Origin of the sequence: Amycolatopsis sp. lyj-84 (genome assembly GCF_046549075.1) — a bacterium.
Taxonomy (GTDB): Bacteria; Actinomycetota; Actinomycetes; order Mycobacteriales; family Pseudonocardiaceae; genus Amycolatopsis.
Window position 1 is genome coordinate 172,072 of sequence record NZ_JAJPWO010000005.1, and the last position, 16,515, is coordinate 188,586.

Annotated in this window: 15 protein-coding genes; 3 read left to right on the plus strand and 12 right to left on the minus strand. The window is 68.9% G+C overall.

Annotated features, from left to right (window positions below):
- Window positions 1-71 precede the first annotated feature (71 nt).
- Complete coding sequence (locus tag ACLJRM_RS17770; RefSeq protein ID WP_410663864.1) at window positions 72-1,394, plus strand: aldehyde dehydrogenase family protein; 1,323 nt, start codon at window positions 72-74, stop codon at window positions 1,392-1,394.
- Window positions 1,395-2,034: 640 nt separating this feature from the next.
- On the opposite strand, the gene ACLJRM_RS17775 is transcribed toward ACLJRM_RS17770, so the two are convergent.
- The 10 genes from ACLJRM_RS17775 to ACLJRM_RS17820 form a co-directional block, all read right to left on the minus strand.
- Complete coding sequence (locus ACLJRM_RS17775) at window positions 2,035-2,244, minus strand: ferrous iron transport protein A (protein ID WP_410663636.1); 210 nt, start codon at window positions 2,242-2,244, stop codon at window positions 2,035-2,037.
- Window positions 2,241-2,480 (minus strand): glutaredoxin family protein, encoded by a 240-nt coding sequence (locus ACLJRM_RS17780; protein ID WP_410601109.1) that lies wholly within the window; start codon window positions 2,478-2,480, stop codon window positions 2,241-2,243. Before ACLJRM_RS17780 ends, ACLJRM_RS17775 begins: the two co-directional genes overlap by 4 nt.
- Before the next feature lie 3 nt (window positions 2,481-2,483).
- Window positions 2,484-5,372, minus strand: coding sequence for an ATP-binding protein (locus ACLJRM_RS17785; RefSeq protein WP_410663637.1), 2,889 nt, complete (start codon window positions 5,370-5,372; stop codon window positions 2,484-2,486).
- An 89-nt stretch (window positions 5,373-5,461) separates the two neighbouring features.
- Entirely contained in the window at window positions 5,462-5,656 is a 195-nt protein-coding gene (locus ACLJRM_RS17790) for a hypothetical protein (RefSeq protein ID WP_101608033.1), read from the minus strand.
- A 13-nt stretch (window positions 5,657-5,669) separates the two neighbouring features.
- Window positions 5,670-8,549, minus strand: a complete 2,880-nt coding sequence (locus ACLJRM_RS17795) for a type 2 lanthipeptide synthetase LanM family protein (RefSeq protein WP_410663638.1) — start codon at window positions 8,547-8,549, stop codon at window positions 5,670-5,672.
- Window positions 8,550-8,803: 254 nt separating this feature from the next.
- Window positions 8,804-9,034, minus strand: a complete 231-nt coding sequence (locus tag ACLJRM_RS17800) for a hypothetical protein (protein WP_410601112.1) — start codon at window positions 9,032-9,034, stop codon at window positions 8,804-8,806.
- Complete coding sequence (locus tag ACLJRM_RS17805) at window positions 9,031-9,375, minus strand: hypothetical protein (RefSeq protein ID WP_101608031.1); 345 nt, start codon at window positions 9,373-9,375, stop codon at window positions 9,031-9,033. The genes ACLJRM_RS17800 and ACLJRM_RS17805 overlap by 4 nt, the downstream gene beginning before the upstream one ends.
- A gap of 101 nt (window positions 9,376-9,476) precedes the next feature.
- Window positions 9,477-10,460, minus strand: coding sequence for a hypothetical protein (locus ACLJRM_RS17810; protein WP_101608030.1), 984 nt, complete (start codon window positions 10,458-10,460; stop codon window positions 9,477-9,479).
- Window positions 10,461-10,684: 224 nt separating this feature from the next.
- Entirely contained in the window at window positions 10,685-11,509 is an 825-nt protein-coding gene (locus ACLJRM_RS17815) for a S1 family peptidase (RefSeq protein ID WP_101608029.1), read from the minus strand.
- 152 nt (window positions 11,510-11,661) lie between these two features.
- Window positions 11,662-13,707, minus strand: a complete 2,046-nt coding sequence (locus ACLJRM_RS17820) for an MDR family MFS transporter (protein WP_410663639.1) — start codon at window positions 13,705-13,707, stop codon at window positions 11,662-11,664.
- Between the two features lie 137 nt (window positions 13,708-13,844).
- On the opposite strand from ACLJRM_RS17820, the gene ACLJRM_RS17825 reads away from it, so the two are divergent.
- Entirely contained in the window at window positions 13,845-14,702 is an 858-nt protein-coding gene (locus ACLJRM_RS17825; protein WP_410663640.1) for a hypothetical protein, read from the plus strand.
- 33 nt (window positions 14,703-14,735) lie between these two features.
- Here the strand turns inward: ACLJRM_RS17825 and ACLJRM_RS17830 are convergent, their stop codons facing one another.
- Window positions 14,736-15,665, minus strand: coding sequence for a DUF5996 family protein (locus tag ACLJRM_RS17830; RefSeq protein ID WP_410663641.1), 930 nt, complete (start codon window positions 15,663-15,665; stop codon window positions 14,736-14,738).
- 8 nt (window positions 15,666-15,673) lie between these two features.
- Window positions 15,674-15,874: a hypothetical protein gene (locus ACLJRM_RS17835; RefSeq protein WP_410663642.1), complete on the minus strand. Its 201-nt coding sequence runs from the start codon at window positions 15,872-15,874 to the stop codon at window positions 15,674-15,676.
- Window positions 15,875-15,993: 119 nt separating this feature from the next.
- Here ACLJRM_RS17835 and ACLJRM_RS17840 point away from each other — a divergent pair, with 119 nt between their 5' ends.
- Entirely contained in the window at window positions 15,994-16,458 is a 465-nt protein-coding gene (locus tag ACLJRM_RS17840) for a MarR family winged helix-turn-helix transcriptional regulator (RefSeq protein ID WP_410663643.1), read from the plus strand.
- Window positions 16,459-16,515: the final 57 nt, after the last annotated feature.

Consider the following 16,515-nt stretch of genomic DNA (forward strand, 5'->3'; position numbering starts at 1 on the left):
TTCCAGCCTGCTATGAAACTTCTCGCGTTCGGCGTTTCTCACTCCTCTGTGTATCACCCCGTCGGGTTCGCATTGTTAGGCTCGGAGCCATGAGCAGCAGTGAAGCGCCCGCCGTCGTCGATGACCTGCGGGAACTCTTCCGTTCCGGTGTCACCAAACCAGTGGCCTGGCGGCGAACGCAGCTCACGGGGTTGCGCACGCTCCTGTCCGAGCAGGAGGACGTCTTCCTCAAGGCGCTTTACGCCGACCTTCGCAAAAACGCCGCCGAGGCCAAGCGCGCGGAGATCGCGCTCGTGCGCAACGAGATCGACCACACGCTGGAGAACCTCGACTCCTGGTTGAATCCGGAGCCCGCCGAAATTCCCCGGCCGCTGCGGCCGGGGAATGCTCGCGTCGTCCGCGAACCGCTCGGGGTCGCGCTGATCATCGGGCCGTGGAACTATCCGCTGCAACTGGTGCTGGCGCCGCTGGTCGGAGCACTGGCGGCGGGCAACTGCGCGGTCGTGAAGCCGAGCGAGCTGTCGCCGAACACCTCCGCCGCGATCGCCGAACATCTGCCTAAGTACGTCGAGGGCGTCCGCGTCGTCGAAGGAGCGATTCCGGAGACGACCGCGCTGCTGGAGCAGAAGTTCGACACCATCTTCTACACCGGGAACGGGACCGTCGGCCGGATCGTCATGACCGCGGCGGCGAAACACCTCACGCCGGTCACACTCGAACTGGGCGGGAAGAGCCCGGCGATCGTCGAGCCGGGCGCGGATCTCGCCGTGACCGCGCTGCGCCTCGCCTACGGCAAGTTCGCCAACGCGGGCCAGACCTGCGTCGCTCCCGACTACGTCCTCGCGATCGGCGACACCGGTCCGAAACTGGCGGAGCACCTGGCCAAGACCGTCGAGAGGATGTTCGGCGAGGACCCGGCCACCAGTGACTCCTACGGCCGGATCATCTCGACCCGGCACTACGACCGGCTCGCCGCCTTGCTGGACAACGGAACCGCGGTCGTCGGCGGCCAGTCCGACCGCGACGAGAAGTACATCGCGCCCACCGTGCTCACCGGCGTCTCCCCGGACGCCCCGGTGATGCGGGACGAGATCTTCGGCCCGATCCTGCCGATCATCGAGGTGCCCGACGTCGACGCGGCACTGGCGTTCGTCAACGAACGCGACAAGCCGCTGGCGTTGTACGCCTTCACCGAGTCGGACGAAACGAAGCGCAGGATCGAGACGGAGACGTCGTCGGGTGGCCTGGTGTTCGGCGCGGCGATCATCCATCTCGCGGCACCCGAGCTGCCGTTCGGCGGAGTGGGGGAGAGCGGGATGGGGCGCTATCACGGCCGCTACTCGATCGACAACTTCAGCCACGTGAAGGCGGTGCTGGACAAGCCGCTCGCCTGAGTCCTCGTGAGTGGTAGGGACGCGTGAAGGCGTCGGCCGCAGGGTAGGCGTTGCGAAAGCCACGTTCACAACCTTCAACGTTGCGAACGTGGCTTTCGCAACATCGTCGTCCCGGCGGAGCGGATCTGGACTGGCCGCCGCGAGCCGACCGCACTCTGACTGTCCACTCGGGACACTTTCATGCGACTAGATGCCCGACTGATGCCCACATGTGCGTTTGCGGCGGGGGTCGTGAGTGGCAAAGAGGGTTATTGAGGGGAAGGTCGAACGTGTCGTGTTCGGGCGGGATGGGCGCTCACGCGAGATCCGGCTCTGATCACGCGAGTCACGCCCTCGCTCACCTTGGGTTCAGCCACAACGACACCTTTGCCCTACCCCTCAGTAGAACCCGCATTGTCACTCACGGCCCCCATCGCAAAGTGCGCCAAGCGTCAAAATCGGACATCTATATCGTGACAAGTGTCCCTTAAGGACAGTCAAGGAGTTCCGGTGTCGCGAAAGCCACTTTCGCGACGTCTGATGTCCCGAAAGTGGCTTTCGCGACACAGTCACCGCACCTTCAAGTACTTCAGGCGACGAGGGTTCCGAGCCGTGGTGAGTCCTCGTGAGTGGTAAAGACGGTTCTAACCGTCCTTGCCCCTTACGAGGCGGAACGCCGCACCGGCGGAGGCGTGACCGTCTTCGCCAGCACGATGTCCGCGAGCCGGATGGTCGCGAGACCTCGTTTGGTCTCCACGGTGCATTCCGCGTCGTCACGGGAGCGCAGGTAGCCGAGAGCGTCGGTGAAACCGCCTTCGATCCGGTACCGCACGACGACCCTCGTGCCGACCGGGACGTCCGGAAGGGTCATCGGTTCAGGTGCGCGGTGAGCTCGTCGTCGCTCGGTTCCACCAGGTGGGTGCCGTCCGGCCAGACGATGGTCGGGATGCGCCGCTCACCGTTCTGCAGTCCGCGCACGGTCTCCTCGGCGCCGGTGTCCGCTTCGACATCGAGGTAGTCGTACTCGACACCCTTGGCGTCGAGCAGGGCGCGGCTGCGTTTGACGTCGGGGCACCAGCCGGCGCCGTACACGGTGAGGTCGCTCATGGATCACAGCATGCCAGGTCGCCGTCCGGCGGCCTGTTCGGCGAGGGCCGAACGGTCGGCGAGGCCGGTCTTGGCGAGCAGGCTCGCGACGTGTTTCTCGACCGTCCTGGGGGAGATGTGCAGCCGTGCGCCGATGTCCTTGTTGCCCATCCGCTCGGCGAGCAGGAGCAGCACCTCGTATTCGCGCACGGTGACGCCGGACGCGCGCAGGTCGCCGGGGACCCGGTCGACCCCGGCCCGGCGCTGCCGGACGGGTGCGCCGAGCTTGCGCAGCAGGCTCCGGCAGGCGGCCGCCACGGCTGGGATGTCCCTGCCGTGGAAGTACTCTTCGGCCTCTTTGAGCCAGCCCGCCGGGTCGCCCCAGCCATCGGCGGCGGCCGGTTCGGCGATCAGCCGGAGTCCGAGGTGCCGCGCCAGGGGATAGGGCGCGGACGCCTCCAGTGCGGCGGCCACCGCCTGTGCGGCTTTCTCCGCGTCGCCTCGCCTGCCGTGTTCGACGGCGTGTGCGAACTCGACGAACTGCCGGTTCCACCGCATCCCGCTGACGGCGGATCCGGTCTCGGGGCAGTCTGCGCCGCCGAGGGTGTCGACGAGCGTCCTGAGCCCGTGTTGACCGGCGAGGTGGAATCGGCTCGGCCGCAGGTCCTCCAGTTCGGTGACCTGGTCGAGTTCCCGGCGCGCCCGGTCGAAGTCCTCTTCGAGCAGTGAGCAGAAGACGCGGGCCAGACCGATGCTGAGGACCTTCTCCTGCGCGTTCTCGCCGCCGCTCTCCCGGAAGTCCTCGAGCGCCTGTTCCATCGCCGGGCGGTCCGCCCGGTGCCCGGCCGACATCGCCCTGGTCATGTGCGCGTACTGCAGCAACGCGGTCAACCGGAGCCTGCCGAGCACGGCGAGGTTCTCTTCCAGCAGCGCGTGCGCGGTCCCGAAGTCGCAGCGCAGGACGGCGTGCATGGTGCGCACGGCGTCGACGGCGCAGTGCAGCGTGATCGACCCGAGCCGTTGGGCGTCGGCGCGGGCGAGCAGCAGGGTCTGCTCGTCGCCGTTCATGAGTACGCGATGCCCGCCGAGCCGGACCAGCGCCTGGGTGCGGAGGTGAGGCAGATGATTGTCCTCGGCGGTCCGCCGCGCGAGCTGCATGTAGTGCTCGGACTCGGTGAGGTCCCGCGGCAGCGCGAGCATGCCGAGCACCTGGAGCGCCTGGCAGACGACGAACGGCTGCTCGGTCTCCTCGGCCACTTTCCACGCCTGGCGCGCGAGCCGTTCCGCCGTGCCGGTCCGGCCGGGGACGTCGAGCCAGAGGTTCGCTTCGACGGCGTCGAGCGCGGCCTGCTGAGCGGGCGATATCGCCGAGCCGAGGGGAGCGCGGGCGCGGTCGATCTGGCCGAGGCATTCGTCGTGCCGTCCGGCGATGTAGGCGGCCCAGGCCAGCTGGGTGTGCAGTTTGGCGGCCCGTTCGAGTGTCCCGATCTCGCCGAAGCCCGCGGAGAGTTCGACGGCGCGGTCGAACTGCCCGGTCTGGCCGAGCGCGTACAGCAGGCTCTCCAGCACCTCGGCCCGGTCACCCGCGTCGGCTCCGGCCAGCAGGTCGACGGCCTTGGTGAGCATCGTGACCGCGGAGTCCGCGGCACCGGCGTCGAGGGCGCGGCGACCGGTTTCCGCGAACAGGTGACCCGCCGCGCGCTCGTCCAGCGCGGTCAGCCGGAGCGACGCGACGAGCGCGCACAGGTCGCCGGGCAGGCCCGGGTACAGCTTCTCGACGGCATCGGCGGCTTGACGGGCGAGTGCGGCCTTCCGCGCCGGGGCCTGGCGCTCCAGCAGTGCTTCCGCGGTCAGCGGATGCCGGAAGGCGTACCAGCCGGGCGTCGTCTCGTCGGTGGTCACCAGGTTCGCCGAGACCGCGGCGCTCAGGTGGTTGTGCAGCGTCCGGTCGTTCGTGCCGGTGACCGTCTGCACCACCGACAACGGGAAACGGCGGCCGATGATCGCGGCGACCGACAGCAGCTCCTCCGCCTGTTCGCCGAGTTGCTCCATCCGGACACCGATGCTGGTGACGAGCGCGGCGGGGACGCGGGCGCGGAGTTCGCCGATGACGCGCCAGCCCTCGCGGCCCTCGACCAGCAGGCCGTCGTTCACCATGCCGTGGAGCAGTTCCTCGACGATGAACGGCAGGCCGGCGCTGTTGCGCCACAACAGTTCGGCCGCGGGCGACGGCAGGTTCCCCGGCTCGGTCTCCAGACAGGCCGCGGCGAGGGCACGGGTGTCGGCTAGGCCGAGCCTGCCGAGTTCGAGGACGGCGCAGCTCATCCGCTGGGCACCGGAGGTCGCCAGGCGGAGGGCGTCGGAAGGCTCGTTGCGAAGCGTGCCGACGAAGAGGGCCTGCGCGGCGGGCAGGTTGTCGACGAGATATTCGAGGATGAACAGCGTTTCGGCGTCGGCGTCCTGGAGATCGTCGAGGACCAGGAGCGCGCCGCGATCGCGGCTGGTGACGGCCAGCAGCCGGAAGACGGCTTCGGCGAGCACCATCAGGGAGCCGGATTCCCGTGGCCGGTCGCCCCGGCTCCAGTCCGGGACGAGCTGGGCGAGCACGGGGATGAACGGGTCGAGTTCGGCCGCCTCCGGCGGGCCGCCGCCGCGGAAATGCGACAACAACGCCTGGGTCAGCGGCCGGAACGGGACGAGCGGGCCGATCGAACTGGCCCTGCCCTGCAGCACCGGGATGTCCCCGGCGATCGCGCGCGAAGCGGCTTCGATCGCGAGCCGCGACTTGCCGACGCCACCTTCGCCCACGAGGAAGATCGCGCCGCCGCGTCCGGCGATGGCGCGATCGAGAGCTCCCGAGAGCTCGGCCAGTTCGGCATCGCGGCCGATCACCCGCGACGAACGGATCCCCACCGCCGTGACTATAGCGAGCTGATTCCCCTGCTACGGCGAAGAGTTGATCACGAAGGCGGGCGGCGCGAGCCCGCCTTCGTGAGCTTTTCTCAGATCCAGCCGCCGGTGAAGAGGCTGACCACGGACGGTGAACCGGGGTCGCCGGACAGGGTGGCGAGCGGGTTGGCGCTCAGCCGCGGCTTGCTCCCCGCCAGCGCGTGGTTGCGCGAGCCGACCTCGAGGGCGCGCGGCAGGTTCACAGCGCCGAGGGCGTCCTCGGTGGCGGGCAGATCTCTTTCGTACATTCGGTTTTTCTCCTCATCCTCGGTTTGACGGCGGAACGATGGTGGCCGCCGGATGCGGGCGGTCGGGGCGGAGCAGCAGCGCGGACGGGACCCGGTCGCCGAATCCCAGCCGCAGCAGGCCGTAGCCGATGCCCGCCAGGCCGCTCAGCAGCCCGGGCGCGGAGACCGCCCCGGGAGTCCCGCAACGAGCACCACGCTGGTCGACGGCGGCGAGCAGATGACCGGTCCGGCGACGCACCGCGGCGGCGGCGCCAGTGTGCCCGTTCTCCGCCAGCACGCACAACACTTCCAGCACTCCGGACTCGCCGTGGCAAAGACTGAGATCCTTCAGGGGTGCCCCGTCGGCCAGCCGTTTGATCGTCCGGTCCAGCTCCTGTGCGGGGGCGGGATCGGGCAGGTGGGCCGCGACGCCGAGGGCGGCGCCCGCGAGGCCGTCGCACCAGCCGCCGGTGCCTTCCGCCCGATCGTCCGCCTTTCCGCACGGTTCTTCGCCTGTCCGGTCGTGTGCCCGCAGGACCCAGTCGATCCCGGCGGCACCGCGGGCGAAACCGGTTTCGTGTGGACACTCGCGGTCGAGCAGCTGCGCGGTGTAGCGGTCGGCCCGTGCGAGAGCCGCGTCGAGTCCTGTTTGGACATACACGGAGCGCATCGAGGCGACACCGCCGGCGAGTCCCGTCGTGAACCCGGACGGCGTCTCGGGGCCGGCGTCGGGCATCAGCTCGACGGCCTGCTCGATGAGGTCGCCCGCGGGAAGTCCGACCAGCGTGCTGAGCCTGGCGATCGTGTACGCGACGCCCCCGAGTCCCAGAAGCCCTCCACAGCCGGCGGTGGCCGCGAGTTCGCGGTCCGCCCGGAGGGTGGTGAAGAGACCGGGGAGCGGGGCGATCGCGTACGCGGCCAGATCGCGGTAGCGCGCGATCCCGGTCAGCTCGGCGAGCTGGGCGAGGAACAGCGCGACACCGCAGTAGCCCTCGCCGAGCCCCGCGCCCATCGGCAGCACGGTCCAGTAGCGGTCGTCGACGAGTTCGATGCCGAGCCAGTTGGAGCGGCGCTCATCGGAGAAGGCGTTGGCGACGATGTGATCGGCGATGCCGCAAGCGGTGATCAGCAGCCGTTCCGCGTCGGGCGCCTGGTTCGGCACCGCCGTTTCCACCGTTTCGCCACCGTCGTGGTGCCCGGTGGTCGCCGTGCTGATGGCGAGGGTGGCCGAGATCAGCCATTCCTGATCACGCTGGTCGAGCGGATCCATGTCGGCGACCTTCGCCAGCACGGTGTCCAGCGACGGCCGGTCGACCACGCCTTCGATGCTCTCGCCACAGGAATCCAGCAGCGACGTCGAACCGGGGTTCGAGGTGAACATCGGGACGTCGCCCGCCCACAGGTCGGCCCGCTCGTGGGGCACGAGCCGGAGCAGCTTCTCGTCGCCCATCGAATCCTCTTCGAGCAGGTCGAACGCGTGGTCGCGGTCGGCGGCGTCGCGCAGGAGGTCGGGATGGGTGGTCTCGTCCAGCAGTCGGAAGTAGAAGTTCGTCGGCCGGATGAGTACCCGGATGGGGTCCTCGGCGCAGCGCTGGAGATGTTCGGCGAGCTCGTCCCGCACGGTGGACAGCGCGTCGTAGCCGAGCCGGAACCCGGCCAGCAGCGCCGCGCTGTGCTCGGCTGGGGTGACGTCTCGGCCGTCGAGGCGAGGAAGGTTGTTCCCTCCGGCGAGCTCGCCGGGCACGCGGACCAGCCGCATGTGGTCGGTGCCGGGATCGGCCCAGTCGACCCGGTCGGTGGGCAGCCTGCCGCCGCGCCCGGCGAGCCCGGAGATGTCGACGGCGCCGTGCTCCCCGGCGAAGAGCTGGGGGAGCAGCAGCGTGCGCTGGACCGACCTGGCCAGCATCGCCGCCGCGGGGTCGCCGTCCGGCTGATCGGGCGGTGACGGCTGGAACAGCGTCTCGATGTCGATCAGCACCGGCTGGTCGCCGCTGGCGATGATGTTCTCGTAGTGGACGTCGGTCGCGTCGAGTGCGTGCAGAAGCGCCAGGAGGATGCCCTGGCGGCGGTAGAAGCGGTCGACGTCGGCGATGTCGGCGCACGGCCGGTGCTCGACGAACCGGAGCCAGCCGTACCCGTCGCGCGGCACCGCGTCGGCGGTCCGCAGTTCGAGGCCGGGCAGCCGTTTGTTGAGCCGTTCGACGACGTCGGTGAAGCGTTCGTGCAGGATCAGCGGGCGAGGCTTGTAGATCACCTTGGCGCCGCCGGAGAAGCGGAGCAGTTTGACCGAACGTCCACGGACGTGCGAATCGCCGATCCCGCCCGCCACCTCGACCAGCGTGCCGAGGTCACCGTCCGCGACCGAGCCGGGCAGCGCGGCGGCGTCGGCGGAGAAGCGGGTCAGCATTTCGGCGTGGGCTTCGGCGGCGTGGAGGCAGGCCTGCGCGACGAGCCGGGCCAGGACCGGGTATTCGCTGAACAGCCGGACGAGTCCGTCAGGGGTCGATTGCCTGCGCGCGAAGTCCGAGAAGCGATCTTCGGGCGTCTCGCCCTTGAGGGTCCCGGCCTTGCGGGCACGGTGGAGTTCGAGGACCAGCGTGCGGACCGAGAGCTTGAGCAGATGCTGGTCGAGTTGAGCCGCGAAACCCCGGCGGAGCGCGTCGACGTCCACACCGGCGAGGTCGCCGGGGACCGCGTCACGGCAGGCGGCGTCGACGAACGACCTGAAGACCCCGGCGAACGCCACACACCAGTCACCGACTGGGGGGCGCTTCGGCAGAAGCGTGGTGACGGCGTGTTCGGCGAAGTCCGCCCACCTGGGCTTGTCCGCTGTCCGTTCGCGCGGGGTCTGGCCGTGCACCCACCACTTCAGCGGCAGGGACGTCGCCGGGAGCTGGGGCGTCACGGCGTTCATGCTTTCAGTTCGCCGTGACCGGCACATGGGGGCGGGACCCCCACATTCAGCGCACACACGAAGGTGCCCGGAGAGTGACGACGGGGTACGGCACGCTCACCGCCGGAATATGGGGTCCCGGCACCCATACGCGGGGACCGGTCCCGGCCGCACCATGGTCTGGTGGCGGGGAACTCGCGGCGGGCGCAGGGGGCCCGCCGTGGTTTCGGGCGCGGGCCGGTTTCACTGGGGGTCCGGCCCGCGCCGACGGCGGATCACTCGTCCGGGCCGCGCAACGTCAGAACGACCCGGAGTACGTGCTCGACCGCGGCCGGGAACGCGGCGCCGCGCAGTTCGCCGCGGCTGACGAGGGTGCGCCCGGCGAAGTCCAGCATCCGGTCCTCTCCCAGCCGCCGGACGGTCAGCGTGGCCACTTCCTCGAGGTCGAGGCCGGGATTGTCCAGCCGGGTCAGCGCGAATTCGACGATCAGCTGTTCGTCCGTCACTTGCCGAGCTCCCGCTCCGCGAGCGCGAAGGTCCCGGCGTCGATGAACGGTTTGCCCGTCCGTAGCAACCATCGCTCCAGTTCACGGCCGGAGTCGGTGTGGAACAGGGTTCCGCCTTCCCGGGTGACCTGCGCGATCCCTCGCTGCACCAGCACGGTGGTCCCGCCGCTGCGCACGACGAAGCCCCGGTAGCCCAGATTGTTGTCGATCCGGCCGGCCGCGGCCGGTGGCAGGGCCTCGAGCCTGCGCTGGAACTCGGTGGCTTCCGCCTGCTGAAGGGTCCAAGCCGGGTTCGGCATCCCGGAGAAGATGTCGAGTTCGACGGCTGCGTTGTCGGCCACGGCGGTGTTTCCTCCTGACGTCGTCGGCACCGTGCTGCAGGCACAGAGGACGAGCGCCAGGAGGATCCACCGGAGACCGGAATACGCGGTGATGGCGGCTCCTAGGCGACGAGGGCTGTGCTGTTGTTCTGGTAGAAGTATCCGCAGAAGTTCGTGTAATTCCCGCGGCAGCAGTTGTTGGGAGCGTATCCCTGACCGTTGTACTGGTAAATACTGTGACCGCAGTCATCGGTGTACTTGGCGGGTGTCGCGCCCGGTTTGTGGCCCCACCACCAGTACGGCGCGTCGGTGACCAGCCGGTAGAAGTGGTAGTCGCGGTTCGGCCAGATCACCAGGACGATCGTCAGGCCGTTGGTCTGGCAGCCGTCCTTCCAGCCGTCGGCGTAAAGACCGTTGGTCACACCGCCGCAGGTGATGGACGTCGCGGGGTGTCCGCCGCGCTTGCCCGGCCGCGCGAAACGCGCGCCCGCCAGATGGTTGCTGGCGAAGCAGTAACAGTTGTTCCTGCCGACATGCTCCGGTTGATTGAACAGGGACGCGTTCGCGTTGAAGTAGTTGGAATTGCAGTCCCACCAGCTCGCACCTTCGACATGAACGTCACCCCCGGGTTCGTTGGGCGCGTGCGCTCCCTCGCCTTCGAGTCCGGATATGGCGGCGCCGTCCGCGCGACGACTGACGAAGCTCGCCGGATCCACGGCGTCGAAGGACGACTGCACCAGATCGACACCGCTCGACGCGACTTCGCGCAGCTCGTCGTCGACTCCGGCGTCCGGATACGCCTCGGACGTCCCCAAAAGCCAGTCGGCGACGGGTTCCGTCGCGGGTTTGCTGCCGATCCGGAATTCGGTGGGGAGTGAAGTGCCCCAGGCGGACGTGAGTTCGCTCCGTGGTCCACCATCGGTCTTGACGAGCCGGACGAGCAGTCCCCGGTAACCCAGGCTGAACTGCTCGTCCGGAGTGACCGCCGGCGACACCTGCGCCGGATCGGCCGAGATTCTTTCGATGAGTTCCCGTTCCTCCCGCTCCGAGAGGGTCCAGGTCGGATTGGGCATACCTGAGAAGATGTCGAGTTCGACTTCGAGCACAGCTGCACCTCACCTTTGAGCTTGTCCGTGAAAGGAGGTGAGACTTCCTCCCCCTTATCCGGTGTACTCCGGCCAGGTGCAATCGAATAGAGTCTTAGTGCTCCTGCTCTATTGGACGGCGAAATGCGACGGGCGATTATCCAGCCATTGTTCGTGAATGCGTGGATATGCGCGATGCGCTTGTGCCGCGCGCAGATTCGCGCGGCGGAAAGGGTGAGTGGAATTCACCGGGCACGCGCGTGGATGGTGCGCTGGATCCAGTCGGCGTAGGCGGGAACGCTGGTGTAGAGGCCGGGGCCGTTCGCGCAGGGGACGTCGTCGTCACCGGGTCCCGAAGTGACGCCGATCAGCTCCCACCGGCCCGCTCGCCCGTACTGGATCTGCGGCCCGCCGGAATCGCCCATGCACGCCATCGCGTCGCGCTTGCGGCTGATCGTGCACAGCCGGGTCGGATCCGCGTAGCCGGGCGAGCACTCGGACTCCGCCCCGCGGCGGGTGTCGAGCTCCTGGAGTCGTTCGGGGAACACCGCCTTGGTGAGGTCGCCGGTGTCGACCGTGGTGCCGAAGCCCAGCAAGCGGGTCGGTGTGCCGGGGCGGCCGGGACGATCGGCGACGCGGATCGGCCGTTCGGAGACCGGACGGTCCAGGCGAACCAGCGCGATGTCGTTCTTGTTCGGCTGACCAGGCCGGTAGCCGGGATGACGCACCCAGCGGTCGATTTCGCGCACGGTGCCGCCGGAGGTCCGCCGCTGGCTGCCGATGCGCACGGTCCCCTCGGGAACGGCCGGGTTGTTGCCAGGGTCGACGCAGTGCGCGGCGGTCACCACCCACTGCGGGTGGATCAGCACTGCCCCGCAGACACCCTTGGCGTTGTTCATCTCGGGCACGACCTCCGGGATCGATGCCATGAACTGGTAGCGCTCGGTCGAGTTCCTCCCGTTCACCACGGCATCGGCACTGCCGGCCGCCGCGATCGCGCAGAACGCCCCTGCCAGCGCGACACTGACTGTCCGGATCAGGTTGCGGCGTACGGAATCCACTCGCGACATGCTTTTCCTTCGTTCGACGACTTCGGATCGATCGGTTCCAGCATCGCCGTTCACGGCTCCCTGAACCACCGGGTCAACCCGCTGATTCGTGGTGGGGTCAGCCCTACACCGGGGGTAGCGAGGGGGTGACCTTCTTCCCCTGGTGCTCAGGCTCAGACGGCCGCCGCGTGCTTCCCGCTGGGCCGGTCCTCGGCCGCCTGGTCCAGGATCCGGTTCGCGACCCGGCCGAGCGCCGCGTCGAGTTCTTCGTGTCCTTCCAGACCCCAATCCAGGAGCCGCTCGGCCAGCCAGCTCTTCCACGCCCGGATGAGCTTCTCGAGTTCGGCGCGTCCCGCCGCCGTGGTGACCCATTCGCCGGACCGGAAGGCCAGGTGCCCGGTGAACTCGAGCCGCGCGAAGGCGGCTTCGAACACCTCGGGCGGGATGCCGTAGCGGCTGCCGATCACCGCCAGGGACGTCGGTTTGTTCCGCCGTTCCCGCAGCCGGATCTGCCCCAGGCACCACAGCCCGCCGTTGTCGAGGTCGCATCCGGACTTCGCGAGGACACCGCTGGACGCCGCCTTCCCCTCGCGGGCCAGCAAGCGGCCGACGACGCGTTCGAGGTCCTGGTCGCCGTTGCCCGACTCCGGCATCGCGAAACCCTCGCCGAGGTCCGGCGCGGCCGCTCGCGAGGTGTCCCGCAACGGCACCTCCTTCAGGAAGAACGCCAGCACCAGCGCCACGAGTCCGACCGGAGCGGCGTACAGGAACACCGTGTGCAAGGAATCGCTGTACGCCTGCACATAGGGTGCCGACACGGAATCCGGCAAAGCGTGCAGCGCGTTCGGGACCTGCACCGCCTTGGGATCGATCCCGGGCGGCAGCGGATGCTCCGCGCCCGCCGCGGCCAGGTTCGGGGCCAGCTGATTGGCGTAGATCGTGCCGAAGATGGCCGCTCCGAACGAAGAACCCAGGGACCGGAGGAAGGTCACCCCGGAGGTCGCCACACCGAGATCGCGGTAGTCGGCGGTGTTCTGCACGACGATGACCAGTACCTGCATGCTCAAACCGATCCCCAGCCCGAGGACGGCGAAGTAGAGGGACATCTCCCAGAATCCGCTCGTCGGGGTCAGCCGCGAGAGCAGGTACAGGCCCAGCGTCAGCCCGACCCCGCCGGCGATCGGGAAGATCTTGTACCGCCCCGTCTTGCCGACGACGTTGCCCGCGAAGACGCCGGCCACCAGCAGTGCGATCACCATCGGCAGCATCCGCACCCCCGAGCTGGTCGCCGAGATGCCGTGGACGTACTGCAGATACGTCGGCAAGTAAGACAGGGCACCGAGCATCGCGAAGCCGACGACGAAGCTCAGAATCGCCGAAACGGCGAACACGGGATTTCGGAACAGCCGCATCGGAAGGGTCGGTTCCTTCGCGCGCTTCTCCGCGAAGACGAACAGCACGAGCAGGATCACCGAGCCGATCGCCATCCCGATGATCGTCGGCGAATCCCACGCGTACTGCGTGCCACCCCAGCTGGTGACCAGGGTCAGCCCGGTCGCGGCGAGCCCGATCAGCAGGATGCCCAGATAGTCGATCACCGGCTTCGCCGCGGCCTTCACCTTCGGCATCGCGCTCGCCGCCACGATCAGCACGACGACCGCGATCGGGACGTTGACGTAGAAGGCCCACCGCCACGACAGGTGGTCCACGAACAGCCCGCCCAGCATCGGGCCGAGCACCGTGACGACACCGAAGACCGAACCGAGCACGCCCTGGTACTTGCCCCGCTCGCGCAGGGGCACGACGTCGGCCACCAGCGCGGTCGCGGTGACCATCAGCCCGCCCGCCCCCAGGCCCTGTACCGCGCGGGCCACGATGAGCCAGATCATGTCGTCGGCGAACCCGCAGAAGAACGAGCCCACCGTGAACACGATCACCGACAGCTGGAACATGAGTTTGCGGCCGAACAGGTCGCCGAGCTTCCCGACGACGACGGTCATGATCGTCTCGGCGAGCAGATAGGACGTGATCACCCAGGACAGGTGCCCCGCGCCGCCCAGGTCACCGACGATCGTCGGCAGCGCCGTGCCGACGATCGTCTGATCCAGCGCGGCGAGCAACATGCCGAGCACGACCGCCCCGAACACCGCGTTCCTGCGCTTGCGGCTCAGTACCGGTGGGGTGACGTCCGGCCTGCTGACCTCGGCGGTCGTGGTCATCGAGTCTCCCTCACGTCAGGAAGACAACGTAAGACAGGCGCCGGAGGCACCGCATTTCGATGATCACCCGATCCGGTAGCCGACGTCGGGCCACGGTACGGGCTCGGGCCTTCGAGACCGGCTGACAGACTGCGGGGGTGATCGTCGGATACATCCTCGCGCTGCTGGCGGCGCTGGCCTCAGGCAGCGGCTCGGTGCTGGAGTCGATCGGTGTCCGCCGCGCGGGCGCTTTCGGCGGCACCGCGCTGGACCTGGTGCACCTGCGGCGCCAATGGATCTACTTCCTGGGCATCGGCGTCGACCTGGTCGGCTTCGCCTGCGCGGCGGCCGCGTTGCAGCGGTTGCCGCTGTTCCTCGTCCAGTCGGTGCTGGCGTTCAGCGTGGGAGTGACGGCCGCGATCACCGCGTTCATGGGCACCCGCCTGGCGGCGGCGGGCTGGGTCGCGCTGGGTGTGGGGGCGGTCGGTCTGGCCTTGCTGGGACTGTCGGCGCAGCCGGGGCCCGCCAAGGTGCTCCCGTCGGAGTGGCGCTGGGTACTGCCCGCGATGGCACTGGTCGTGGGGGCGATCGCCTGGTACTTCAGGCGATTCGACCGTCCCTGGGCCGCGCAGGTGCTCGGCTTCGCGACGGGAGTCGGGTTCAGCATGGTCGGTGTCTCGGCGCGCACCCTCGAACTCCCGTCATCGGGCTGGGCCGTGCTGGCGGAACCGGCCGTGTGGGGGATGATCCTCAACGGCCTGGCCGCCGCGGTCGCGTTCGCCCTGGCCTTGCAGAAGGGGGGCGCGACGGCGGTCAACGCGATCATGTTCACCACGAACACGGCGTTGTCCTCGGTCATCGGCCTGGTCTTCCTCGACGACCGCGTCCGCGACGGCTTCACCGCCTTCACGGTCGCGGGCCTGATCCTGGCCATGTCGGGCGCGATCGTCACCGCCCACTACGCCAGCCAGGCCAAGGAACCCAGCGGGTCCGAAAGGGACTCGGCACGCCGTTAGCGTGTGCGAATAGCGGTTCGAGGATCGAAAGCCTCAGGTAGTCCAGCGGAAGGGGTCGTCTTCCAGCGCGGAGCGGTCCCAGTGCCCGAGGTTCGCGGCGGCCTCGTAGGTGGTGCGGAGGAAATCGGCGACGGCGCGGTCGGGATCGGGTGCGGCGCGGGCGACCTCGTAGGGCAAGAGGAACTGCTGGAAGTCGGTGCTGTAGTACGCGCCTTCGGGGCCGACCGGCTGGTCGGCGAACCCCTCGGGTGCGGGGTAGGCGTAGGAGTAGAAGGCGCCTTCCTCACCGCCGCCGGGCCAGAACCCGCAGCTGGACAGTTCCCGGGAATAGCCTTCGACCATGACCCAGTCGCCGCAGTTGGGCGCTCCGCCGGGGTGTGGCGGAGCCGTCCGCCCGGAGAACCGGGTGCAGGCGAGATCCATGGCTCCCCAGAAGAAGTGGACGGGACTGACCTTGCCGACGAAGTGCGACCGGAACTCGCCGATCACGCGGTTCGCCTGCAGCAGCTGCCGCCAGAACAGGGCGGCCGCCTCGCCGTCGTAGGAGGCGTGGGTGTGGTCCTCGGCGAAGGGGATCGCCGGCTCGACCTCGTTGGGGTGTGGCCGGATCGATGCCTCGATCCCGAGCCGGTCGAGCAGGTCCAGGATCCGGGTGTAGAACTCGGCGACCGGCATCGGCCGGAGCGGGAGGCTCCCCGCGCCGCCGTCACTGCTGCGGATCTCGAGCCGGTGGCCGACGAAGTCGAACTCGATCTCGAAGGCCCCCATGCGGTACGGGATCGCCGACGTCGTCAACCCGCGTGGGCTGACGTACAGCGTCACCTGCCACCAGTGGTTGAGCAGGGGAGTGTGGGCCATGCGGATCTTGCCCACGATCTGGGTCCACATGTGCAGGGTCTCGCGGGTGGGCGTCCAGTCCGAGACCCGCAGGCTCGGCCAACTCGTTGTCGTGGAGTCGGTCATCGGTTCTCTCATCTCTTCTCTTGGCGCTGCTGGGCGCGAGCGCCGGTGGTGGGGGCGGGTGTGTTGAGCAGTTGCGTCTCCCAGGCGAAGGCGACCCAGGTCATCGGCACCACGCCAGCCTGGATCATGCGCCGTACGGCCATGTCATGCGCTTCGAGACCCGCGATGATCAGCTTCTCGCGCCCGGTCGCCTTGACGGCGTCCACCACGCGGCTCTCCCTATCGTCACCCGGTTTTGTTGACGCATCTACATCTACTGGGTTTTCGGTGACGCGTCAACATCGCTGATAGGCTCGGTGCGGGAACCGACACGTAGGGATTGAGACCAATGGATGAGGCGCCCTGGCTCGACGAGCGTGAGGCGCGCGCGTGGCGCGGGATGATCGACGTGCTGCCGCGGCTGACCTCGGTGCTGGAGCGTCAGCTGGTCCAGGACGCGGGGCTGTCCGCCGCGGAGTACACCTTGTTGGTGCCGCTTTCGGAGGCTCCGGACGGGGTGCTGCGGGCGCGTGACCTCGGCCGGATGGTCGGCTGGGAGCGCAGCCGGATCTCCCACCAGATCATCCGGATGGAGAAGCGCGGCCTCGTCGTCCGCGAGGAGTGCAACGAGGACGCGCGCGGTTCGATGGTCCGGCTCACCGAAGCGGGCCGGACGGCCATCGTCGCCGCCGCTCCCGCGCACGTCGCCGCCGTCCGGCGGTACTTCATCGGCGCGCTCACCGATGCCGAGCTCGATGTCATCGGCCCCGCACTCGAACGGGTCCTCGACAGGCTCCCTGACGACGACGGATAGCCGGGACGCTCGAACGACCGTCTTCGTCAGTCACGACGGCTCTGGAACCTCTTGAGG